The organism is Variovorax paradoxus, assembly GCF_009498455.1.
Classification (GTDB): Bacteria; Pseudomonadota; Gammaproteobacteria; order Burkholderiales; family Burkholderiaceae_C; genus Variovorax; species Variovorax paradoxus_H.
The window spans coordinates 112,221-134,035 of the sequence record NZ_CP045644.1; the positions used below are offsets into that span (position 1 = coordinate 112,221).

Here is a 21,815-nt window from a genome sequence, read left to right on the forward strand (position 1 = left end):
CCGCGCACCACGGCCACTCGATTCAGCTGAGAACGGTCAACCCGCCCGGCAACGAACGGGCGTCGAGATCGAAGGCATGCTGCAGCTGCGCCAACGCCAGGTCGAGCGAGGCGATGTAGAAGCTGCCCGTGACCAGGCGGCTGCGCGCGGCCGTGTTCATCAGCACCACGCGGCCGCGCCGGTAGCGGTTGATCTCGTCGAGCACGTCGGACAAGCGGGCCTGCGTGAACACCAGCTCGCCCTTGCGCCAGGCCGACAGGTTCGCGGCGCCGACCAGCGCCACGCTGCTCACCGACGTGCCGTCGTACACCGTCTGCTGGCGCGCGCGCAGCTCACGCGCGCCCGCGGGGTGCTCCACGCGCACCGCGCCTTCGATGCAGGTCACGCACACCTTGGCGTCCAGGTAGCGGACCTCGAAACGCCCCGACTCGGCCAGGCTGCGGCCGGCCCCGGCCACCACGCCGAAGGGCCGCGCGCCGCTGCCGGACGACAGATCGAAGGCGGCCTCGCCCTCGAGCAGGTCGACGCCGGTGGTCCGGCCGTCCACCGTGCGGCGCCGGATGCGGGTCTGCGTGTTCAGCGTGACCTGCACCCGCTCGGTGAGGCCCACTTCCAACTGCTCGCCGGTGGCGGTGCGGTAGTCGGCGCCCCATGCCGCCGGCGCGGGCCACAAGCCCGCGGGCGGATGGAACACCGCCACGCCCGCGACGCCGGCCATGGCCGCCGCGCCCGCCGCCGCACCGAGGAAGCCGCGGCGCGCGAGCACCGGCCGGGTCCGGTGACGCGCATGAAACGCCGCCGCCTCGGCATTGGTGCGAAGCACGGCGGCAGAGGCCGGGCCGAGCACGGCCCATTGCGCCTTCGCTTCCCTGAAGACCGCCGCGTGCGCCGGGCTGCGCGCCAGCCAGTGCTTGAAGCGCTGGGCGTCCTGCGGCTTGACGGCACCCGAATGAAACAGGCGCAGCCACTCCCAGGCCTCGTGCCGCGTCGTGTCGGGCCCGAGGGCGGGATCGTCGGCGGTTGCCATCAGGGGGTCGTGCATCACGGCCGCGGCCCTTCTTCGGGGCCTCGGCCCGCTGCGAGCGCCAGGGAGATTCGAGTCTTCACTCCGTACGACGAACGGGCCGCGCCGATCCCGCAACTAATTTTTGTCATGGGCCATCCGGGCACTCAGGTAGTCGTGCGCATGCTTGAGTTCGTACTCGACGGTGCGCAGGGAAATGTCCAGGCGCCGGGCCACCTCGGGCTGCGTCAGCCCCTCCATGTGCACGAGCACGACGACCTCGCGCCGCCGCGCCGGCATGCGGTCCAGCAGCTTGACCACGGCGTCCAGCTGCGAACGCGCCTCGGCGATCCGCGCCGGACCGGGCGCCGTGTCGGCCAACTCCATCAGCGCGTCGATCTCGTCGAACGGCAGGTTGCGGCTCTGGCGACGCTGGATGTCCAGCGCGATGTTGAAGGCCATGCGCACGAGATAGCCGCCCGGCCGCTGGATCGGCCCCGCGTCGCTTGCGCCCTGGTCGTTCACGCGCAGCCAGGTGTCGTGCAGCGCGTCCTCGGCCAGGTCTGCATTGCGCAACGCGCGGCCCAGCTGGCGCTTGAGGGCGTCGTAGTGCCTGGACAGGTAGTCCATGAGCACGGGGCGGACGTCTTCGGCCATGGACGGGTCAGGACGGCGCGCGGCCGACCGCGTCGCGGCAGCGCGTTCCGCCGCGCGCATCGGTGGGCAGGATGAGCAGCGTCAGGGGCTGCGGCATGTCTGGCGGCGGCGCATGCGCGAGGCGCACGCTGCGCAGGACCTCCAGCATCTCGGCGTCCCGGGCCGCGTCGCCGGTCAGGCCAAGCAGGCGCGGCCGGCGCAGCTGGCCCGCCTCGTCCACCTCGAAGCGCAGCAAGGACCGGTACGTTCCCGGCCGTGTGCGCGCGTTGCCGCACAACGCGTCCCAGACGCGCGCCTGCAGCAGGCTGGGGTAGCCCGCGAGGCTTCCAAGGCTGGCCGCGCGCGGGACCTCCGCCCGGGCCTGCGCCGGCTTCAGCGCGAGCGTGATGGCCGAACCCGTGCGGACCTTTTCGGCCACCAGGCCGGTGCCCTCCAGCAACAGTTCAAGTGCGACGTCGGGGGCGTAAAGCCCGCGCACCGCCGAGGACGTCAGCTCGGCCAGGATTTCGCTGCGAAAGAGTGCCGGCTGCCGCGTGACGGCGGCATAGCGCTTGAGCGCATCGGCCAAGGGAAGCGAGGGAATGTCGAACGCCAATGCGGCGTCATCCGTGCCGGGCACGGCACCGGCGGGGACCTCGCCCTCACGCAGCGGGGATGCAAGCCCGTCGCTGGCCCAGGCCGTGCCGGCCAGCCAGGACAGCGCGAGCGCGCAGAGTGCGACGCTGCGGCCTGCCGAGCCCGCGAACCCAGGGTGCACCTCGCTCACCCCCGAGGCGCAACGATGCCGCGCGCATCGTCACTCGCGCCGTGAGGATGCGAAAGCCATGGCAGGGGAAAGAGTCGAGTCGGCAAGGAACGCACGCCAGTCGGGAAACTTGCATGCTGTCACCGGTGTGTGACGGTCTCGTTGCAACGTCAGACTTTCGTACGACTCGGCGTGGCGGGCATCCCGTGCGCCGCGGGAAGCCCGGGGCTCCCCTTGGGTGGCTGACTGCCCCTCAGCCCGCCAGCCGCCCCGCCACCAGCTGCAGCACGCGATCGCAGCGCTTGGCCAGGTCCTGGTCGTGCGTGACCATCACGAAGGCCGTGCCGTGCCGGTGCGCAAGGTCGAGCATCAGCGCGAACACGGCGTCGGCGGTGCTGCGGTCGAGGTTGCCGGTGGGCTCGTCGGCCAGCACGCAGGCGGGCTGCGTGACCAGCGCGCGCGCAATCGCCACGCGCTGGCGCTCGCCGCCCGACAGCTCGGCCGGCCGGTGGTGCAGGCGCTCGCCCAGGCCTACGCTGGCCAGGGTCTTCGCGGCGGCCTGCGACGCCTCGCCGGTCTCGACGCGGCGGATCTTCAGCGGCATCGCGACGTTGTCGAGCGCGCTGAACTCGGGCAGCAGGTGATGGAACTGGTAGACGAAGCCCAGGTGATGGTTGCGCAAGCGGCCCTGCTCGGCGGCGTCGGCGTGCGCGATGTCCTTGCCGAGCAGTTCGACCTTGCCCGCGGTGGGCGCGTCGAGCCCGCCCATCAGGTGCAGCAGCGTGCTCTTGCCGGAGCCCGACGCGCCGACGATGGCCAGCGTTTCGCCGGCGTGCACGTCGAGGTCGACACCGTGCAGCACGGTGAGATCGATGCGGCCTTCATGGAAGCGCTTGGTAAGGCCGCGGGCCTTGAGAACGACATCACTCATAGCGCAGGGCCTCGGCAGGATTGACGCGGCTGGCGCGCCAGCTCGGATACAGCGTGGCCAGGAAGGCCAGGATGAGGGAAATGATCGCGATCGGCATGATGTCGCTTTGCTGCGGATCGCTCGGCATCTTGCTGATCAGGTAGATGTCCTTGGGCAGGAAGCTGGCGTGAAAGAGCTGCTCCAGGAAGGGCACGATCACGTCGATGTTGTAGGCAATGCCCAGCCCCAGCAGCAGGCCGCCCACGGTGCCGATCACGCCCACCATGGCGCCCTGCACCACGAAGATGGCCATGATGCTGCGCGGCGAGCTGCCCAGCGTGCGCAGGATGGCGATGTCGGCGCGCTTGTCGGTCACGGTCATCACCAGCGTGGAGACGAGGTTGAAGGCCGCCACCGCGACGATCAGCGTGAGGATGATGAACATCATGCGTTTCTCGACCTGCACGGCCGCGAACCAGGTCTTGTTCTGGCGCGTCCAGTCGCGGATGAGGAACTGCCCCGGCAGCGTGGCGGCGAGCTGGTCGGCCACGTCGCGCGCCTCGTGCAGGTCTTCCAGCTTGAGGCGGATGCCGGTCGGGCCTTCGAGGCGGAACACCTTGGCCGCATCTTTCTCGTGCACCATCGCCAGCGCCGAGTCGTACTCGTAGTGGCCCGAGTCGAACACGCCGACCACGGTGAACTGCTTCAGGCGCGGCACCACGCCGGCCGGCGTGACCTGCCCGCCCGGTGCCACCAGCGTGACCTGGTCGCCGGGCTGCACGAACATCGAGCGCGCCAGCTCGACACCCAGCACGATGCCGAACTCGCCGGGCACCAGCTTGTCGAAGGTGCCGCCCTTGGCGATGCTGCCGGTGTCGGTGACTTCGGGCTCGAGCGCGGGGTCGATGCCGCGCACGATCGCGCCCTTCATGTCTTCGCCGCGCGCAATCAGCGCCTGCGTGTTGATGAAAGGCGCGGCGCCGATCACCGCGGGGTTCTTGCGGGCGTCGGCCATGATGGCGTCGATGTCCTGCAGGGCCTGGCCGTCGCGCGAGAAGATCTCGATATGCGACACCACGCTGAGCATGCGGTCGCGCACTTCCTTCTGGAAGCCGTTCATCACGCTGAGCACGATGATCAGCGCCGCCACGCCCAGCGCGATGCCCAGCATCGACACGCCGGAGATGAACGAGATGAAGCCGTTGCGTCGCGTGGCACGGCCTGCGCGCGTGTAGCGCCAGCCGAGCTGCAGTTCATAAGGGAATCGCATCAGAAGCCCCGCCCCGTGGCCTCAAGGGGCATGGGCGCACCCGCAGGGGGCGGCAAATACACGGGGTGAGGAGCGAGGGGGTAGGTCATACGGTGGAATTGTGGCATCCCGGACAATAGGGAAATGGCCGAACCTCTCCCACGTCATCTGTTGATTCCCTTTGCCGGCCGCGGTTCCCCGGCTTGCCGTGCGGCGCTCGCGACCCTGCGGCTGCCGAACCTCGAAACCCTGCTGCTCCGCCTGACGCTCGCCGACACCGACACGCAGGACGACAGCACCCGCTCCCCGCCGCACGAACGCGCGCTGGCCCGCGCGCTCGGACTGCCCGCCGCCGCCGATGGCTGCATTCCCTGGGCCGCGCTCGAAGCCCGCCAGAGCGGCCTGGCCGCGCCCGGCGACCGCGAGGCCTGGGGCCTGGTGACGCTGTGCAACTGGCAGGTCGGCATCGACGACGTGGCGCTGGGCGATCCGTCCGCCATCGAGATCGACGCCGACGAATCGACGGCCCTGCTGGCCGTGGCACAGCCGTTCTTCGAGGAAGACGGCATCGCGCTGCACCCCTCCGGCACGCCGGGCCGCTGGCTCGCGCGCGCGCCCATCTTCGACGGGCTGGCCACGGCCTCGATCGACCGGGCCGTGGGCTACCCGATTTCGCAGTGGTCGCCATTGGGCGACGCGTCGCGGCCGCTGCGCCGGCTGCAGAACGAGATGCAGATGCTGCTCTACACGCAGCGCGTGAACGACGAGCGCACCGCGCGCGGCGTGCCGCCCATCAACTCGTTCTGGCTCAGCGGCACCGGCGCGCTGACGCAGGACGTCGCGCCCGCCAGCCCCGCGCCCGAAGTCAGCGACGCCCTGCGCGTGGCCGCATTGCGCGACGACGGCGCCGGTTGGGCTGCGGCCTGGCAGGCCCTGGACGCCGGCGCCATCGCGAGCCTGCTGAGCGACTACACCCGCGGCGCCGACGTGGCGCTCACGCTGTGCGGCGACCTCGCCGCGCAGCGCTACACCGTGCAGCAGCGCGGCCTGGCCCGCTGGGCCAAGAGTTTGTTCGATCGCACACGCGCCGCCAGCGTGCTGGAGGCCCTGTGAAAATCATCGCCCGAGACATCCCCCCGCGCACCGTCTGGGCGCTGGAACAAGCCGGCGTGCACCCGCTGCTGGCGCGCCTTTTTGCCGCACGCGGCGTGCGCGGCAAGGACGAGCTCGACGACGGGCTCGCGCGCCTGCTGCTGCCCGACACGCTGCGCGGCACGCGCGAAGCCGCCGTGCTGCTGGCCGATGCCATCGCGCAAGACAAGCGCCTGTGCATCGTGGCCGACTACGACTGCGACGGCGCCACCGCCTGCGCGGTCGGCGTGCGCGGCCTGCGCCTGCTGGGCGCGAAGAACGTGAGCTACCTCGTGCCCGACCGCGTGGTGGACGGCTACGGCCTGACGCCGCCGATTGCCGAGCGCGTGGCCAACGCCGGTGCCGACATGCTGATCACCGTCGACAACGGCATCGCCAGCGTCGAGGGCGTGGCCGCCGCCAAGGCGCGCGGCCTGCAGGTGCTGGTGACCGACCACCATCTGCCCGGCCCCGAGCTGCCCCTGGCCGACGTGATGGTCAACCCCAACCAGCCCGGCTGCGAGTTCGAAAGCAAGAGCATCGCCGGCGTCGGCGTGATGTTCTACGTGCTGCTCGCGCTGCGCTCCGAGCTGCGCGCGCGCGGCGTGTTCGACACCGCCACACAACCCAAGCTCGATGCGCTGCTGCCGCTCGTGGCGCTCGGCACCGTGGCCGACGTGGTGAAGCTCGACGCCAACAACCGCCGGCTCGTGGCGCAGGGCCTGCGCCGCATCCGCGCGGGCGCGATGCCGGCCGGCGTGGCGGCGCTGTTCAAGGCCGCGGGGCGCACCGCCTCGGCCGCGACGACTTTCGACTTCGGCTTTGCACTCGGCCCGCGCATCAACGCGGCCGGCCGGCTGGCCGACATGACGCTGGGCATCGAATGCCTGCTGACCGACGACGCCGGCCGCGCCGACGAACTCGCGCGCATGCTCGACGGCATCAACCGCGAGCGGCGCGACATCGAGGGCGGCATGCGCGACCAGGCGCTGCTGCTGGCCGAGTCGCTGTTCGCGGCCGACGGCGAAGGCGTCGACGCACCGCCGCCGGCCATCAGCGTGTTCGGTGCGGACTTCCACGAAGGCGTGGTGGGCATCGTCGCCTCGCGCATCAAGGACCGCTTCCATCGCCCGACCTTCGTGTTCGCAGCCAGCGCGGCGCCGGGCAAGGAGCAGGAGTTGAAGGGCTCGGGCCGATCGATTCCGGGCTTTCACCTGCGCGATGCGCTCGACCTCGTGGCCAAGCGCCACCCGGGCGTGCTGCTGCGCTTCGGCGGCCACGCGATGGCCGCGGGCTGCACCGTGGCACGCGAGCACTTTCCCGTCTTCGAGCGCGCGCTGGCGCAGGTCGCCGGCGAATGGCTGGCCGAGGCCGCACTCACGCGCCAGATCGAGACCGACGGGCCCATCGCCCGCGAGTACATGCGCATCGACCTCGTCGACACGCTGCACCGCGAGGTCTGGGGCCAGGGCTTTGCGCCGCCGACCTTCAGCGAAGAGGTCGAGGTGGTGTCACAGCGGCTGGTGGGCGAGAAGCACCTGGCGCTCAAGCTCAAGCACCAGGGCCAGCCGATCGACGCCATCTGGTTCAGCCACACCGAGCCGCTGCCGCCGCGCGTGAAGCTGGCCTTCCGGCTCGATGCCGACGAGTGGCAGGGCGTGCGCCGGCTGCGCTTCCTGGTCGAAGGCGCGGAGGTGTGACGCAAGCGGCCTAGACTTGGGTTCCATCCTTCGATTGGGGCACGCTCGCATGCAGCAAGAAGCCATCTCGGCCCACGACATCTTTCCGCACATCCGCGTCGTGATGGGCATGGTCATCGGCCTGGGCGTCACCCGGTTGCTGTCGGGCGTGGCGCGCATCGTGCAGCACCCGACGCAGTACCGGCTCTATGCCGTGCACCTGGCCTGGGTCGCTTCGGTGCTGCTGGCACTGGTGCATTTCTGGTGGTGGGAGTTCGGCCTGTACCAGATCGACAGCTGGACCTTCGGCACCTACGCCTTCATCATCAGCTACGCGATCCTGCTGTTCCTGCTGTGCGCGCTGCTCTTTCCCGACAGCATGCAGGACTACGCGAGCTACCGCGACTACTTCTACGCCCGCCGCGCATGGTTCTTCGGCTTGCTGGCCGCCACTTATCTGCTCGACGTGGTCGACACGATGATCAAGGGCGAGGCGCACTTCGCCCGCTTTGCGACGGAGTACCTCATTCGCACGCCCATCCTGGTGGGCCTGTGCATCGCGGCGGCCCGCTCCGCCAACCCGCGCTTCCACACGGCCTTTGTTGTGGGCACGCTGGCGTACCAGCTGTCTTGGATCTTCCGGCTCTTCGACACCTTGAACTGATCGGCCGGGGCCGTGCGCGGCCTCGGACGCCACGCGCGTGGGGTCGGGACGCTTTCCTACGCAGGTGGCGGCGCAGCGTTCTACGGTGGCTTTTCGAACGCAACGTCGAACGAACGCCAGACCGCAGGAGCCGTCCATGAAGTCCACCGCCGCCACCGCCACAGCCTCCGCGAAGAAAACCGGCAAGACCGCCGCCGTCACCGCGCGGCATCGCGCCGTTCAACGCAGCCAGGACGCCAAGGACCGCGCGAAGCAACCCGAGGCCGAAAGCAAGAAGAAAGCGCCGGTGCAGGCAGGCCACCGGCCACTGCCTGCCAACCCCATGCCCGCGCAGCACCTGACCAAGCCGGGCCTGGAGGCCGAGATGGCGCTGCGCCCGCGCTTCGAGGCGCCCGACTACGTCGGCAGCGGCAAGCTCGAGGGCATGAGCGCGCTGGTCACGGGCGGCGATTCAGGCATCGGCCGCGCGGTGGCCGTGCTCTACGCACGCGAAGGCGCCGACGTGGCCATCGTTCACCTCGACGACGAACAGGAGGACGCCGAAGAAACGCGGCGCCACGTCGAGGCCGAGGGCGCGCGCTGCCTCACGATCAGCGGCGATGTGCGCGACCCGGCCTTCTGCCGGCAGGCGGTCGACGCCACCATCGCGGCCTTCGGCAAGCTCGACATCCTCGTCAACAACGCGGCGTTCCAGCTGCATGCGGCATCGATCGAGGACATCAGCGACGAGCGCCTCGACCTCACGCTGCGCACCAACATCGCCGGCTACTTCCTCATGGCGCGCGCCGCCGTTCCGCACCTGGGACGCGGCAGTTCGATCATCAACACGGGCTCGGTGACGGGCCTCGAAGGCAGTGCGCAGTTGCTGGACTACTCGGCCACCAAGGGCGCCATCCACGCCTTCACCAAGTCGCTGGCCAGCAACCTGCTCGAACGCGGCATCCGCGTGAACGCCGTGGCGCCGGGCCCGGTGTGGACGCCGCTGAATCCGGCGGACCGGTCCGCCGAAGAAGTGAAGGACTTCGGCAAGCAGACCGACATGAAGCGGCCCGCCCAGCCCGAGGAGCTGTCGCCTGCGTATGTGTTCCTTGCGGCACCGAGCTGCGCGAGCTACATCACCGGTGTGGTGCTGCCTGTGACGGGCAGCGTGGGCGCGGTGTAGCGCCGCTACATGCCGAAGGGATAGGTCTCGGGCGCCTCGGCGTCCGTCCATCCGGCTTCGCGCTCGAGCGGTTCGACCGCACGCGACTGGTCGAAATGCAGCACCGCATCGAATTGCGCCGGCAGCTCGGCAAAGAAGTAATGGCTCTGGCGTTCGGTGTCGGGGCGGTAGATGACGCCGATCGCGCGTTCCAGCCGCGATTCGCGCAGCACCGCCACGTGGCCGCCTGTGCCGCGCATCGGCAGCATGAACCGGTCGATGCTGGTCGCATGCAAGAGACCCTCGTAGCTGTCGGCGCGCGACGGCACAACCTGTTTGCGCTCGGCGGCCGCGCCCCAGTCGGACGCCGCCGTCACGGTGCCGGCGTGCGTGGTGAAGCCGATCAGCACCGCATCGCGGCCATGGCGTTCGCGCATCAGCTGGCCCACGTTGAGTTCGCCGCGTCGCCCGCCCATCTCGGTGGCGCGCGCATCGCCCAGATGGGAGTTGTGGGCCCACACCACGATCCTCGGGCGCTCGCCGCCCCGCCCGAGGTGACGCTCGAGTTCGTCCAGGGTCTCCACCATGTGCCGGTCGCGCAGGTTCCATGACGACACGTCGCGCAGGTACATCGAGCGGTAGTACGCCTCGGCGTTCTTGACGAGGCGGGCGTTCTGCTCGGCGTTGAACGCGTCGTCCGTGTCGACGGCGCTGCCGCCGCTCGCAGCGGCAATGGCATGGTGGCGCATCTCCGTCAGCATGCGGATCACCTCCTGTTCGCAGGACGGCGAAGAACCGAGGCCGGTCATGAGCCCGTAGACCTGGCTGTCGTCGCCGAACCGGTCGAAGCAGGCATAGCGCTCGCGCGCACGCCGCGCCGCTTCGGCATCCGTGCGGTCGAAGTACCCCAGCACGGCTTCCATCGAAGCCATGAGGCTGTAGAGATCGAGGCCATAGAACCCCGTTCTCTCGTGCGGCGGCCTGGCGTCGTTGAAGGCGCGCTGCCAGTCGACGAAGTCGACCACGTCGGTGTTGCGCCACATCCAGGTCGGGAAGCGCTTGAAGCCGGCCAGCGCGTCGCGCGCCGATGCATCGTTGCCCGTGCCGCGCACAAACCGATTCACCCGGTAGGCATCGGGCCAGTCGCCTTCGATCGCCACCGCGTGAAAGCCTTTTTCCGCGATCAGGCGCCGGGTGATCGCCGCCCGCTCGCGGTAGAACTCGTGCGTGCCATGGGACGCCTCGCCGAGCAGCACGAAGTGCGCGTCGCCGATCAGTTCGAGCAGCGCGTCGTGGTCGCGCGCGGTGCCGTCCAGCCGGTGCGCGGCCGAGCGCAGCGTGTCGAGTTGCCTTGTGGTGGGAGTCGATGTCATTCCGGTGCCCATCCTCTGGTGCGTCAGTTCGAGGACCCGGTCTGGCGCGCGCTTCGCTTCAGCAGCGCGACGACCTCCTCGTCGCTGGTCTGGGAAAAGTCCTGGTACCCGAGGCCGACGGCGCGAAACGGCGCCGGCGTTCTGACGCAAAGCACGTTGTCGGCCTCACTGCGAAGCAACTCGCAGGCCTCGGCCGAGGCCACGGGAACCGCGACCACGATGCGTGCAGGCTGCAGCGCGCGAAGCGCCCGGACGGCCACACGCATGGTCGATCCGGTGGCCAGCCCGTCGTCGACGAGCACCGCGGTGCGGCCGCGCACGTCCGGTGGCGGCCGACCGTCGCGATACAGCCGCTCGCGCCGTTCCAGTTCGATGCCTTCGGCACGCGCCACCTCCTCGACAGCCGTCGAAGAGATGCCGAGTTCGCGCACGACGGCGTCGTTCAACACACACGTGCCGCCGCTGGCGATGGCGCCCATGGCGTACTCCGCGTGGCCGGGGATGCCGAGCTTGCGCACGACCATCACGTCGAGTGGCGCGTCGAATGCACGCGCCACTTCAAAGCCCACCGGCACACCACCGCGCGGCAGCGCCAACACGACCACGTCGCGTCCGGCGCAGGCCTGGAACAGCCTCCTGCCGAGTTCTTGTCCGGCCTCTGTGCGGTCACGGAATACGTCGGGTGCCATGTCGATGTCCTGGCGCGGTCGGGTCGCTGCGCGCATGAAAGACATCGTATTTTTTCGTCGTCGCAGCGGTGTAGGGCGATCCTCACATCGACGTAGGTGAAGCGACAGCCTGCAGGTGCGATGCCGCGCGCGAGCCCCATGCCAACGCACTGGCATGCCGCGTCGCCGCAGGCCTACATGAAGGCACCGCCGCCGCAGGCAATTTGCAGGTTTTCCAACCCCCACTTTTATTCTTGCGAAGGAGCGACCCATGCCAGTGAAGTCCGCGATGGACCTTTTCGTTCACGAGATTTCGGACACCCACAACGCCGAGAAGCAGATGACGCGATCGCTGCCCAAGCTCGCACGCGCAGCCACGGACCCCGAGCTTTCGCAGGCGTTCGAAGACCACCTGGTCGAAACACGCACGCAGGTCGAGCGCCTCGAGCAGGTCGCCGAGGCATGCGGCTTCAAGATCAAGCGCGTCAAGTGCGACGGCATGGAAGGCCTGGTCGAAGAAACCATGTCGCTGGTCGACCTGATCGGCAAGGGCCCGGTGCTCGACGCAGCGCTCATCGGCGCCGCACAGAAGGCCGAGCACTATGAGATCGCGGGCTACACCTCGCTGTGCCTCATGGCCCAGAAGCTGGGCTTTGCCGACGCCGTTCCCCTGCTCAAGGCCAGCCTGGCCGAAGAGCAGGCGACCGACCAGCGGCTGGGCCTGCTTGCCGAGGCCGCGCAGATCGAAGAAGCGGCCGCCTGAGGCGCGGCGATGCGGGGGCGACGTGGACGACCGCTACGAAGGCGACGGGTACGAGTTCAGCATCCGGCTGCTCGACCACCGCCGCCTGTTCGTGCACGTGACCCGCGCGGCGCTGGAGTTCCTGGCCGGTGATGAACCGGCCGACCAGCTCTCGACGCTCACGGCCTGCATGGGCCTGCTGCGCGAGCGCGCCCTGCTCGTGCATGCGAGCACGGGCGCCGAGCGCGTGGTGCTCGGGCCGGCTGACGTGGCGGGGCCCGCGGACCTGGGTACGCAGAGGACGCCGCTGCTGCACTGAGCGCGGCGGAGCTCCGCCACCGAGGGTCGGCTCGGGGGCGACGGGCATGCCGAGCCCTTGGTGCTGACGCTTTGCCCTTCAGCGCCGCCGCTTCAGCGCGACGGCGATCAGCGCCAGCGCCGCAATGCCGATCGCCGCCTTGCGCGCCGCGCCCATCGGGTTGTGCCTGAGTTCGGCACGGCCGCCCATCTCGGCATAGAGATTGGGCACATGGCCGCGCGAGAGGTCGTCGATGAGGCCTTCGCCCACATTCACCCGGTCGGCCAGCAGCAGCATCATCCAGTGGCGCAGGTCGTTCTCGGAATGCCTGAAGGCCTGGCGCCGCAGCCAGCCGCTCAGCCCCTTGGGCGGCAGCGTGGTGCCGTAGACCGGCGTGATGCGCGGGCGTTCGGAGGACACCAGCACGTCGGCATGCGAATGCTGCTGTTCGGGCGGCGGCACCGCATGCGGCAGGCGCGGCGGCGTGCGCTCCATCGGATACGCCGGCCGGTGGGCGTGGTCGAGGTCGGCGCCCCAGCCGACGATGTGCGCATGGCGCTCGGCCTGGCTGCGCGGCGGGTTCTGTTGTGCGTCTGTGATGATCATGCGGATCGCTCCAAGGGGAATGGCATTCCGGCAGACCGGCCGTCAGGCGGCCAGCGCCGAAGGCGGCACGAGCACCGTCTTGATGCAGTTGTCCAGCTTGCTGGAGAACAGGTGGTACGCATCGGCCACGTCGCGCAGGTCGATGCGGTGCGTGATGACGTCGCTCGGCCGGATGCGCCCCGCCTGGATGTGTTCGATGAGCCGCGGCAGGTGCCGCTTCACGCTTGCCTGGTTCATGCGCAACGTGAGGCCCTTGTTGATCGCGTTGCCGATCGGCACCGCATTGAAGGTCGGTCCGTACACGCCCACGATCGACACACGCCCGCCCTTGCGGACCGCGTTGATGCACCAGTGCAGCACGATCGCCGCGCCGCCCTGCAGCTTGAGCTTCACGCCCAGCAGCGTGTGCGCAAAGCTGCCTGCGGCTTCGCAGCCTACGCAGTCGATGCACACGTCGGCCCCGAGGCCGTCGGTCATCTTCTTGATGTGGACCGCCATGTCGCCGACCTGCTTGAAGTCGACCACCTCGCACTGCGCGTAGCGGCGCACGAAGTCGAGCCGGTACTCGACGTGGTCGACCACGATCACGCGGCCCGCGCCCAGCAGCCACGCCGACTTGGCGGCAAAGATGCCGATCGGGCCGGCGCCGAAGATCACGACGGTGTCGCCTTCTTCGATGTCGCCCATCTCCGCGGCCTGGTAGCCGGTGGGCAGCGCATCGGTGAGCAGCACGGCGTCGTCCACGTCCAGGTCGGGCGGGATCACGGTGGGGCCGATGTCGGCCATCGGCACGCGCACGTACTCGGCCTGCCCGCCGTCGTAGCCGCCCGTGGTGTGCGAGTAGCCGTAGATGCCGCCCACGGCGGTGGCCGAGGGGTTGGTGTCGTGGCAGTTGCTGTAGAGCTCCTTCTGGCAGAAGTAGCAGTTGCCGCAGAAGATATTGAAAGGCACCAGCACATGCTGGCCCGGCTTCAGGTGCTCCACCGCCGGGCCGACGGCCTCGACCACGCCGGTGAACTCGTGTCCGAAGGTCGTGCCCACGCGCGTGTCGGGCACGAGCCCGTGGTACAGGTGCAGGTCGGAGCCGCAGATGCACGAACGCGTGACGCGCACGATCGCGTCGCCCGGGTGTTCGATCTCCGGCTCGGCCTTGTGCGCAGCGCGCACGCGGTAAGGGCCGCGGTAGTTCATGGCCAGCATGGTGGAAAGCTCCTTTGGCGGTTGCGGGTGTTGCAGGAAGACAGGCACTCACGCGGCAGGAATTGCCATGCGAGGCCGCGCACTCAAGGGTCCGGCAAGCCGGATGCCTGCGCACCGGGGTGGTCCGAAGAGGCCGTTCACCACGCCGGCACGCCAGCGCGCATCCATGGCGGCCCGGCGCAACGGCCCGGCGCAACGGCCCGCCGCCGGGGAGTGCGGTAGCAATTGCCGCAGGTCTCACCGGTATCTTTGCGCGCCCGCGCTGCGCTTCACTTCAATTCGACGGGCGCGTCGGCGAGACATCGCGCGCCTCGCCGGATTCGCCGCGCCGAGCGGAACGATCGGCAGGCGCGCCGGGGGCCTTCTGTCCATCGGCGGCACGGCGCGTCACCGGGGCTTCGTCGGCCCCCTCGTCCTCCGGCACCACATCGCGCCGGGCGTTCGGGTTGGACACCAGGACGGGCCTGTTCTGCGGTGGCTTCACATAGTCGACCATGGATCGTGCTCCTTTCGTTCCGGCGAAGGATCCCCGTGCGGGCAGCGAGGCCGATGTAGGAGCGGGCCGCTGAAGTTTGCCGCCCGATGGCGACGGGCCGCGCCGCTGACGTGCCCCCGTCGCCGTAACTCAGCGCGCCACGATCACGCCCTCGAGTGGCTGCAGCACCAGGGGGCCAGGCACCACGCCGGTCCGGTCCGCATGGGTCGAAGCCAGCACGACCGCCTCCGCCGGCAGCAGGTCGGCGGCCACCGGCGTCGGCGTGGTGGAAAAATTCAGCAGCACGATCAGCCGCCTTTCTCCCGACGTCCTCGCATAGGCCAGCACGTCGGCCCCGGCGTCGAGTTGCTCATGGCTTCCTTCATGCAGCGCGGGCTCGCGGCGACGCAGTGCGATGAGCTTCCTGTAGAGCTGCAGCATCGAGGCCGGGTCCGCCAGTTGCGATTCGACGTTGCGCATGCCCCAGTCGCCGCCCAGCCGCAGCCATGGCGTGCCATCGGTAAAGCCCGCCATGTGGGTCCGGCTCCACTGCATGGGCGTGCGCTGCGGATCGCGCCCCAGGCCCTTGCCCGGCTCGTTCTTCTCGAACGGGTCCTGCACTTCGTCGGGCGGAATGGGAACGTCGGTCAGGCCGATCTCGTCGCCGTAGTAGAGCGTGGGCGTGCCGCGTAACGTCAGAAGCAGCATCGCCGCGAGCCGCGCCCGCTCCTGCCCGACGCGGCTCGCGATGCGCGGCTTGTCGTGGTTGCCGAGCACCCAGTTGGGCGCCGCGCCGTGCGGCAAAGCCGCTTCGTAGTTGCGCACGATCCGGTCGATCTCGACCGCGTGCCATGGCGCGGCGATGAGCTGGAAATTGAACGGCAGCTGAACCCCCTGCAACAGGCCGTCGGCGGTGCGGCCGTAGTAGGCCATGAGCCGCTCGAGCGGAAGGTAGAGCTCGCCGATCAGCACCCGCGCCGAAGCCTCGCTGCTGAACGCGTCGACGGCGCGGCGCATCTCGAACACGATGTCCTGCATCTCGGGGCGGTCCGTGGTGTAGAGCGCCAGCAGCCGGTGCGAGGGGTCCTGTCCCGGTTGGAATGACGGGTTGGGCGGGTTGTCGCGAAACTGGTCGTCCTTGATGAGGTGGTAGAGCACGTCGACGCGGAATCCGTCCACCCCGCGCCGCAGCCAGAAACGCAGCACCTCGTACATGGCCTCGCGCACCTCGGGGTTGCGCCAGTTCAGGTCGGGCTGCTCTTTGAGGAAAGAGTGGCAGTAGTACTGCCCGCTGGCTTCATCGAAGGTCCACGCAGGGCCTCCGAAATTGCTGAGCCAGTTGTTGGGAGGGCCGCCGTCGGGCGCGGGATCTCGCCACAGATACCAGTCGCGCCTGGGGCTCTTGCGCGACGCGCGGCTTTGCATGAACCACGGATGCTGGTCCGAGGTGTGGTTGGGCACGAAGTCCAGCACCAGCTTCAGGCCGCGCGCCTTGCACTCCTGTGCCAGCACATCGAAGTCCTCGAGCGTGCCGAAGCGCGGATCGATGTTGCAGTAGTCGGATATGTCGTACCCGAAGTCGGCCATCGGTGAGGGGTAGATCGGCGATATCCAGAGGGCGTCCACGCCGAGGTCGATCAGATAATCAAGCCGCTTGCGGATGCCGCGCAGGTCGCCGATGCCATCTCCGTCGCTGTCCTGGAACGAACGCGGATAGATCTGATAGACGATTCCGTTCTTCCACCAGGCATCGGCCGACATCGCGTTTTCCTTTCGTGTTTGCGTGTTGCGAGGTCTCGATCTTCAGGAGGTTCCCCGCGATGATCAACGATCTTTGGTACAAGAACGCCGTGGTCTATTGCCTCTCCGTGGGGACCTTCATGGACTCCAACGGCGACGGCTGCGGTGACTTCGAAGGACTGACACGGCGGCTGGAATACCTGCACGGCCTGGGCGTCACCACCTTGTGGCTGATGCCCTTCCATCCCTCGCCGGGGCGCGACGACGGCTACGATGTTTCCGACTATTACAACGTCGATCCGCGCTTCGGCACGCTCGGCGATTTCGTCGAGTTCACGCACTCGGCTTCGCGCCTGGGCATGCGCGTGCTGATGGACCTCGTGGTCAACCACACCTCGGTGCAACACCCCTGGTTCCAGCAGGCGCGCAAGGATCGAAAGTCAAACTATCACAACTGGTACGTGTGGTCCGACAAGAAACCGGCCCGCTACACCGACGGTGTGGTTTTCCCCGGCGTCCAGAAATCGACCTGGACCTTCGACAAGATCGCAAGGCGCTGGTACTTCCACCGCTTCTACGATTTCCAACCCGACCTGAACACGGCCAACCCCGATGTGCAGGCGGAGATCCTCAAGATCATGGGCTTCTGGACCCAGATGGGCGTGTCGGGCTTTCGCATGGACGCCGTGCCCTTCGTGATCGGCGCCAAGGGGCCGGGAGTGGTTCGGCCCACGGAGAAGTTCGACATGCTGCGCCAATTCCGCGAACTGCTCCAGTGGCGCCGGGGCGACGCGATCATCCTGGCCGAAGCCAACGTGCTGCCCAGGACCAACATGTCGTACTTCGGCGCCGAGGGCGAGCGGCTGCACATGATGTTCAATTTCCGGGTCAACCAGCACCTGTTCCACGCCATGGCCATTGCCGACGCGCGGCCGCTGGCGAAGGCGCTGGAGGCCACGCGGGAGCGCCCGCCCACCTCGCAATGGGCCATGTTCCTGCGCAACCACGACGAACTGGACTTGGGGCGCCTGAGCCGCGCGCAGCGCGCGCGCGTGTTCGCCGCCTTCGGGCCCGACAAGGACATGCAGCTGTACGACCGCGGCATCCGCCGCAGGCTGGCACCGATGCTCGGCGGCAACCGGCGCCGCCTCGAACTGGCCTACAGCCTGATGCTCACGCTGCCCGGCACGCCGGTGATCCGCTATGGCGACGAGATCGGCATGGGCGACGACCTGAGCCTGCCAGAGCGCAACTGCACGCGCACCCCCATGCAGTGGTCCACCGAGCGCCAGGGCGGTTTCACCGTGTCGTCGAAACCCATCCTGCCCGTCATCTCCGGCGGGGCGTATGGCTTCGAGCACGTGAACGTGGCGGCCCAGCGGCGCGACCCCGAGTCGCTTCTCAACTGGATGGAACGCGTCTTCCGGATGCGAAAGGAAGTGCCGGAGATCGGATGGGGCGATTTCGAAGTGATTTCGCACGACGAACACGCGGTGCTCATCGTGCGCTACGAGTGGCGAGGCAACGGCGCCCTCTTCGTGCACAACCTCGGCGAGAACCCGCTGGAAATCAAGATCGCCGCCAAGGCGCTCGGCAAGCACGGCGGGCAACTGATCAACCTGCTCTCGGACGCGCACAGCCGCGCCGACCCTCAAGGCAGGCACTGCATGCTTCTGGAGCCCTACGGCTACCGATGGTTCCGGGTCGGCCGGCTCGACTACCTTCTCAAGCGCGACGAGATGTGAAAGCAGCGCCTGTTCATCATCAACAACCCCGCACCAAGGAGAGCCAGATGAAAGATAGCGAACACGCCTCGGCGCACACAGGCAGCCACAACTACCTCCTGTTTGCAGTGAACATGCTGCTCAGCTTCATTGCCATGTACGTCCTCATGTTTTCCATGATCGACGGCTGGGGCGACTTCCGGAACAACCTCAACATGTTCTACATGGCACTCAGCATGGTCGCGCCCATGGGCATCTTCATGCTGGCCACGATGCGGGGGATGTACCGCAACAAGGCGATCAACGGTGCGCTCTATACCGGGCTCGCGATGCTGTTTGTCGCCGCCCTTGCCGGGACGCGGCAGCAGAGCCTCATCGGCGACGGGCAGTTCATCGCGTCGATGGTGCCGCATCACTCGGGCGCGATTCTCATGTGCCGCGAGGCCCAGCTGAAGGATGCCGAACTGGTCGCGCTGTGCAAGCGGATATCCAGCTCCCAGCGTAGCGAGATCGAGCAGATGAATGCGATTCGGAAAAGGCTGTCTGCGGGTTAGCGCCGGGGGGTTACCTAGCCGGCCAGTTCCTGGCAGCGCGCGGCGTCCGGCGCATGGCCGCAGACGCGGAACTCCTGTGCCGCCGCGGCGAAGCCTTCGCGCGCGGCAGCGACACGGCCCGCCGCCAGTTCGATGTGGGCCCGCGCCTCGTGCAGCGACGCGTACCAGGCCGGCAGCTTCATCACCACGTGGGCCAGGTACTCGGACTGCTGCTGGTGGCGGGCCGCCAGGTCCAGCTCGCGCGCCCTGGCGGCCGCGATGGTGGCCGGGATGGCGAAGGTGATGCGGCAGCCGGGGCAGCTTTCCAGCGGGCCGCGCACGTTGGCTTCGGCTTCCTCCAAGACGCCCAGTGCGACATCGGGCTGCGTGGCCATCGCGATGCGGGTGCCGTAGATGCGGTCCAGCAGGTGAAAGCCGACATCGGACTGCCGCGCGACGTCGAGCGCTTCGTCGAGCAGGCCGCGCGCCCGGTCCATCTGCCCGCGGTAGATCGCCAGTTCGGAGCGGCGCTGCAGCGACAGCGCTTCGCCCGTCGCACCGCCGATCGCGCGGTGCATGCGCCCGCCGGCCACGAGGTCTTGCTCGGCGGCGTCGAGCTGGCCGCTGAGCAGCCAGGCCTCGCCGCGCAGCGTGACGGCGAATGCATGCCCGCGCGCCGCGCCCAGCCGCTGCGCTTCGGTCGCCAGCGCATCGGCGAATGAGATGACCTCGGCATACGGCCGCGAGCCGTACAGGAAGCGCTGCGTGATGCACAGGTGGCCGTCGAACACGCGCACCGCCAGCTGCGGCAGGTGGCTCGTCTCCTTGAGGTCGGCCCAGATGCTGCCGTGCAGGTCGCCGCGCGCGTGCGCCGCTGCGGCTTGCGACCAGGAGGCGATCACGAGCGTGCCTTCGTCGCCGGTCTCCAAGGCAATCCGGCGCACCTCGGCCGACCGGCGCGTGCCTTCGGCGGGGTCGCCGAAGCCCAGGGCCGCCGCGCCGCTGTACGCCAGCGCTTCGGCCAGGCGCCCCGCCACGGTGGTGGGATGCACGTCCTGCAGGTACTTCAGCGCACCGGGCGGATCGCTCATCTTCACTTGCGCCAGGGCGCGCTTGGCGCGCAATTCGTGCGACAGCGCCTCCGGCGCGACAGCGGCGGCGGCGTCGTAAGCAGCCAGGGTGCCGGGCCGGCCCAGCGCGTCCAGGGCTTCGGCACGCAGCGCCAGTGCGTCCGGCTGCGTCGCCCGGTGCGCGAGCAGCGGCTCGACGTGGCGCAACACGTCTTCGCAGGCGCCGAGACGAAAGGCTTGGCGCGCGGCCGCCAACGCGCAGGGAATCGCCCGATCGGCATCGCCTGCGGCGAGCCAGTGGTGGCCCACCAGGCCCGGCGCCGCGCCGCCTTGCTCCAGCCGCGTCGCCACGTCGCGATGCAACAGCACACGCCGGTGCGGCGGGATGCCTTCGGCCAGCGCCTCGCGCACGAGCGCATGGCGGAAACGGTAGCGGCCATCGGCCACCACCAGCACGCCTGCGGCCAGCGCCTGGTCGAGCCGCGCCAACGCGTCATGGCCCTCGTCGGTGGCCAGCGCCACGGCCGTGGCCACGTCGAAATCGTCGGCCGACAGCGCCAACCGGCGCAGGGCCTCCGTCGTGCCGGGGTCCAGGTCGCACAGGCGTTCGGCCAGCGCCGACGACACGCTGCGGGGCATCGCCCCCGCGGCGCCGTCTGATGTGGCTGCAGCGCGCGTGAGCTCGACCACGGCAAACGGCAGGCCTTCGGCACGGCGCGCGATGGCGGTGGCGACCTCGCCTGTCATCGGTGCGTCGGCCGAGCGGGCTGCGAGCAGCGCCGCCTCTTCCTCGGACAGCGGCCCCAGTTCAAGGGCCTCCAGCTGGCCGGCGCGCAGCAGGCGCGAGGTGTTCCGGTCCAGCAGGGGCGGCAGCGCGTGCCGACATGCGAGCAGCACGAACACCGGCGGGCCGCTCGCGACCAGTTGCGTCAGCGTCTCGGCGCTCGCGTCGTCCGCTGCGTGCGCGTCGTCGACGATGAGCAGCACCGGCTTTTGCGAGGCGGTGGCCAGCAGCAGCCGGCGCACGGCGCCCACCATCTGGTGGCGCCCGAGCGGCAGGGCCAGCGGTTGCACGTCGCCCGAGGCGGTCATCTGCGCCAGCACGGCCTGGGCGTGCGCACCGATGGCCTGTGCCGCGTCGGGCAGTTCGCCGAGCAAGGGCTCCACCAGGTCGGCCGCGATGCCGTAGGGCCGGCTCCAGTCGCTGGCCTGCAACGAGCGCACCTGCCAGCCCAGGCCCCGCGCTTCTTCGGCGACGCGGCGGCAGAAAGCGGTCTTGCCCATGCCCGCCGGCGCGCGCACCACCGCGCCACCTGGACGGCCCGCGAGGCTGGCACGCAGCCACCCCAGCACACGCACCAGCTCCATGGCACGGCCGACGAAACGCGGCGCGGCGCCTTCCAGGCCCGCGACGCAGTCGCGGTACAGCGCCTCGGCCGAGGCGCCGGGGCGCATGCCCAAGGTCTGCTGCAGGTGGTCGCGCAGGTGGCCGTACCAGCGCAGCGCCGAAGAGCGCCGCCCGGCCGCCAGCTCCTCGCGCATCAACTGGACATGGGCCGCCTCGTCGGTGGGATCTTCGCGCACCAGCCGTTCCAGGTCGCCGGTCTGGCGCAACAGCCGCAGGAACTTGTCGCGCAAGCGCTGGCGCGGCGCCTCGGTCCAGGCTTCGTAGCGGGCGTCGGGCAGGAGGTCGCCGCTGTAGAGCTGCGCGGCCGCCTTGCAGGCCTGCGGATCGCCGCTGCCCAAGGCTTCGTCGGCGGCGCGCTCGAACCGGTCGACGTCACACGCCACCGCACGGTCGGGCAGCAGGAACACCCGGCCGCCTCGCAACACGAGCGCGTCGGGCCGGCCGATGAACTGGCGCGCGTGGTGCGCGGCCTTGCGCAGGTTGGCGCTGCCCGCGTCGGGGTCCAGGTGCGGCCAGAGCGCTTCCACCACCTGCTCGTTCGCCAGGCTGCGGTCGGGCTGCAGCGCCAGCAGTTGCAGCAACTCGGCGGCTCGCCGGGTCAGCGGCACCGGGGGGACCAGTGGCACCGGCGGCGTCTGGGAGGGTACCCCGACCGCGGCCGGCCTCACGCTCAGGCGAAACGGGCCCAGCAGCCGGATCGACACGGCATCGGACGACGGAGTCGTTGAGGGCGACATCGCGATTCCTTTCCACCGACACAAGGCCGGGAACGTTTCAGGAACGCCAAGCGTGGAGCATC

General features: G+C 69.4%; 20 protein-coding genes. 8 read left to right on the forward strand and 12 right to left on the reverse strand.

The window, feature by feature from the left end; genetic code table 11:
* Nucleotides 1-22: 22 nt before the first annotated feature.
* From GFK26_RS00515 to GFK26_RS00535, 5 genes are all read right to left on the reverse strand, one after another.
* The gene (locus GFK26_RS00515) at nucleotides 23-1,042 is read right to left on the reverse strand and encodes a FecR family protein (protein ID WP_228122099.1); all 1,020 of its coding nucleotides are present in this window, start codon (nucleotides 1,040-1,042) and stop codon (nucleotides 23-25) included.
* Between the two features lie 99 nt (nucleotides 1,043-1,141).
* Nucleotides 1,142-1,660 (reverse strand): RNA polymerase sigma factor, encoded by a 519-nt coding sequence (locus GFK26_RS00520; RefSeq protein ID WP_194273998.1) that lies wholly within the window; start codon nucleotides 1,658-1,660, stop codon nucleotides 1,142-1,144.
* 7 nt (nucleotides 1,661-1,667) lie between these two features.
* On the reverse strand, nucleotides 1,668-2,426 hold the full coding sequence (locus GFK26_RS00525; protein ID WP_153280385.1) for a hypothetical protein: 759 nt from the start codon (nucleotides 2,424-2,426) through the stop codon (nucleotides 1,668-1,670).
* Between the two features lie 232 nt (nucleotides 2,427-2,658).
* Entirely contained in the window at nucleotides 2,659-3,336 is a 678-nt protein-coding gene (gene lolD, locus GFK26_RS00530; RefSeq protein WP_153280386.1) for a lipoprotein-releasing ABC transporter ATP-binding protein LolD, read from the reverse strand.
* Nucleotides 3,329-4,585: a lipoprotein-releasing ABC transporter permease subunit gene (locus GFK26_RS00535; protein ID WP_153280387.1), complete on the reverse strand. Its 1,257-nt coding sequence runs from the start codon at nucleotides 4,583-4,585 to the stop codon at nucleotides 3,329-3,331. The genes lolD and GFK26_RS00535 overlap by 8 nt, the downstream gene beginning before the upstream one ends.
* A gap of 123 nt (nucleotides 4,586-4,708) precedes the next feature.
* On the opposite strand from GFK26_RS00535, the gene GFK26_RS00540 reads away from it, so the two are divergent.
* The 4 genes from GFK26_RS00540 (at nucleotide 4,709) to GFK26_RS00555 (ending at nucleotide 9,200) form a co-directional block, all read left to right on the forward strand.
* Entirely contained in the window at nucleotides 4,709-5,677 is a 969-nt protein-coding gene (locus GFK26_RS00540) for a hypothetical protein (protein ID WP_153280388.1), read from the forward strand.
* Entirely contained in the window at nucleotides 5,674-7,395 is a 1,722-nt protein-coding gene (recJ, locus tag GFK26_RS00545; protein ID WP_153280389.1) for a single-stranded-DNA-specific exonuclease RecJ, read from the forward strand. The genes GFK26_RS00540 and recJ overlap by 4 nt, the downstream gene beginning before the upstream one ends.
* A 49-nt stretch (nucleotides 7,396-7,444) precedes the next feature.
* The gene (locus tag GFK26_RS00550; protein WP_153280390.1) at nucleotides 7,445-8,038 is read left to right on the forward strand and encodes a hypothetical protein; all 594 of its coding nucleotides are present in this window, start codon (nucleotides 7,445-7,447) and stop codon (nucleotides 8,036-8,038) included.
* A 136-nt stretch (nucleotides 8,039-8,174) separates the two neighbouring features.
* On the forward strand, nucleotides 8,175-9,200 hold the full coding sequence (locus GFK26_RS00555; RefSeq protein ID WP_153280391.1) for an SDR family oxidoreductase: 1,026 nt from the start codon (nucleotides 8,175-8,177) through the stop codon (nucleotides 9,198-9,200).
* A 5-nt stretch (nucleotides 9,201-9,205) separates the two neighbouring features.
* On the opposite strand, the gene GFK26_RS00560 is transcribed toward GFK26_RS00555, so the two are convergent.
* Both GFK26_RS00560 and GFK26_RS00565 read right to left on the reverse strand, forming a co-directional pair.
* On the reverse strand, nucleotides 9,206-10,552 hold the full coding sequence (locus GFK26_RS00560; protein ID WP_153280392.1) for an erythromycin esterase family protein: 1,347 nt from the start codon (nucleotides 10,550-10,552) through the stop codon (nucleotides 9,206-9,208).
* A 23-nt stretch (nucleotides 10,553-10,575) separates the two neighbouring features.
* Nucleotides 10,576-11,241, reverse strand: a complete 666-nt coding sequence (locus tag GFK26_RS00565) for a phosphoribosyltransferase (protein WP_153280393.1) — start codon at nucleotides 11,239-11,241, stop codon at nucleotides 10,576-10,578.
* 250 nt (nucleotides 11,242-11,491) lie between these two features.
* On the opposite strand from GFK26_RS00565, the gene GFK26_RS00570 reads away from it, so the two are divergent.
* Both GFK26_RS00570 and GFK26_RS00575 read left to right on the forward strand, forming a co-directional pair.
* Nucleotides 11,492-11,983, forward strand: coding sequence for a ferritin-like domain-containing protein (locus GFK26_RS00570; RefSeq protein WP_153280394.1), 492 nt, complete (start codon nucleotides 11,492-11,494; stop codon nucleotides 11,981-11,983).
* 22 nt (nucleotides 11,984-12,005) lie between these two features.
* On the forward strand, nucleotides 12,006-12,281 hold the full coding sequence (locus GFK26_RS00575) for a hypothetical protein (protein ID WP_153280395.1): 276 nt from the start codon (nucleotides 12,006-12,008) through the stop codon (nucleotides 12,279-12,281).
* Nucleotides 12,282-12,359: 78 nt separating this feature from the next.
* Here the strand turns inward: GFK26_RS00575 and GFK26_RS00580 are convergent, their stop codons facing one another.
* The 4 genes from GFK26_RS00580 to GFK26_RS00595 form a co-directional block, all read right to left on the reverse strand.
* Entirely contained in the window at nucleotides 12,360-12,866 is a 507-nt protein-coding gene (locus tag GFK26_RS00580; RefSeq protein ID WP_153280396.1) for a hypothetical protein, read from the reverse strand.
* Between the two features lie 42 nt (nucleotides 12,867-12,908).
* Nucleotides 12,909-14,066 carry a zinc-dependent alcohol dehydrogenase gene (locus GFK26_RS00585; protein WP_153280397.1) on the reverse strand — a complete coding sequence of 386 codons (1,158 nt, stop codon included), beginning with the start codon at nucleotides 14,064-14,066 and terminating at the stop codon, nucleotides 12,909-12,911.
* A 274-nt stretch (nucleotides 14,067-14,340) separates the two neighbouring features.
* Nucleotides 14,341-14,562, reverse strand: a complete 222-nt coding sequence (locus tag GFK26_RS00590) for a hypothetical protein (RefSeq protein ID WP_153280398.1) — start codon at nucleotides 14,560-14,562, stop codon at nucleotides 14,341-14,343.
* A 129-nt stretch (nucleotides 14,563-14,691) separates the two neighbouring features.
* Nucleotides 14,692-16,302 carry an alpha-amylase family glycosyl hydrolase gene (locus tag GFK26_RS00595; RefSeq protein WP_153280399.1) on the reverse strand — a complete coding sequence of 537 codons (1,611 nt, stop codon included), beginning with the start codon at nucleotides 16,300-16,302 and terminating at the stop codon, nucleotides 14,692-14,694.
* Nucleotides 16,303-16,361: 59 nt separating this feature from the next.
* Between GFK26_RS00595 and GFK26_RS00600 the strand changes: the two genes are divergently transcribed.
* Complete coding sequence (locus GFK26_RS00600) at nucleotides 16,362-18,026, forward strand: alpha-amylase family protein (protein WP_153280400.1); 1,665 nt, start codon at nucleotides 16,362-16,364, stop codon at nucleotides 18,024-18,026.
* A 47-nt stretch (nucleotides 18,027-18,073) separates the two neighbouring features.
* Nucleotides 18,074-18,559 carry a DUF305 domain-containing protein gene (locus GFK26_RS00605; RefSeq protein WP_153280401.1) on the forward strand — a complete coding sequence of 162 codons (486 nt, stop codon included), beginning with the start codon at nucleotides 18,074-18,076 and terminating at the stop codon, nucleotides 18,557-18,559.
* Nucleotides 18,560-18,573: 14 nt separating this feature from the next.
* On the opposite strand, the gene GFK26_RS00610 is transcribed toward GFK26_RS00605, so the two are convergent.
* Entirely contained in the window at nucleotides 18,574-21,753 is a 3,180-nt protein-coding gene (locus GFK26_RS00610) for an ATP-binding protein (RefSeq protein WP_153280402.1), read from the reverse strand.
* Nucleotides 21,754-21,815: the final 62 nt, after the last annotated feature.

Coding starts and splice junctions, on each gene's coding strand:
- GFK26_RS00515 (WP_228122099.1), bottom strand. CDS start 1,042: ATGCACGACCCCCTGATGGCAACCGCCGACGATCCCGCCCTCGGGCCC.
- GFK26_RS00520 (WP_194273998.1), bottom strand. CDS start 1,660: ATGGCCGAAGACGTCCGCCCCGTGCTCATGGACTACCTGTCCAGGCAC.
- lolD (WP_153280386.1), bottom strand. CDS start 3,336: ATGAGTGATGTCGTTCTCAAGGCCCGCGGCCTTACCAAGCGCTTCCAT.
- GFK26_RS00535 (WP_153280387.1), bottom strand. CDS start 4,585: ATGCGATTCCCTTATGAACTGCAGCTCGGCTGGCGCTACACGCGCGCA.
- GFK26_RS00540 (WP_153280388.1), top strand. CDS start 4,709: ATGGCCGAACCTCTCCCACGTCATCTGTTGATTCCCTTTGCCGGCCGC.
- GFK26_RS00550 (WP_153280390.1), top strand. CDS start 7,445: ATGCAGCAAGAAGCCATCTCGGCCCACGACATCTTTCCGCACATCCGC.
- GFK26_RS00555 (WP_153280391.1), top strand. CDS start 8,175: ATGAAGTCCACCGCCGCCACCGCCACAGCCTCCGCGAAGAAAACCGGC.
- GFK26_RS00560 (WP_153280392.1), bottom strand. CDS start 10,552: ATGACATCGACTCCCACCACAAGGCAACTCGACACGCTGCGCTCGGCC.
- GFK26_RS00565 (WP_153280393.1), bottom strand. CDS start 11,241: ATGGCACCCGACGTATTCCGTGACCGCACAGAGGCCGGACAAGAACTC.
- GFK26_RS00570 (WP_153280394.1), top strand. CDS start 11,492: ATGCCAGTGAAGTCCGCGATGGACCTTTTCGTTCACGAGATTTCGGAC.
- GFK26_RS00580 (WP_153280396.1), bottom strand. CDS start 12,866: ATGATCATCACAGACGCACAACAGAACCCGCCGCGCAGCCAGGCCGAG.
- GFK26_RS00585 (WP_153280397.1), bottom strand. CDS start 14,066: ATGCTGGCCATGAACTACCGCGGCCCTTACCGCGTGCGCGCTGCGCAC.
- GFK26_RS00590 (WP_153280398.1), bottom strand. CDS start 14,562: ATGGTCGACTATGTGAAGCCACCGCAGAACAGGCCCGTCCTGGTGTCC.
- GFK26_RS00595 (WP_153280399.1), bottom strand. CDS start 16,302: ATGTCGGCCGATGCCTGGTGGAAGAACGGAATCGTCTATCAGATCTAT.
- GFK26_RS00600 (WP_153280400.1), top strand. CDS start 16,362: ATGATCAACGATCTTTGGTACAAGAACGCCGTGGTCTATTGCCTCTCC.
- GFK26_RS00605 (WP_153280401.1), top strand. CDS start 18,074: ATGAAAGATAGCGAACACGCCTCGGCGCACACAGGCAGCCACAACTAC.
- GFK26_RS00610 (WP_153280402.1), bottom strand. CDS start 21,753: ATGTCGCCCTCAACGACTCCGTCGTCCGATGCCGTGTCGATCCGGCTG.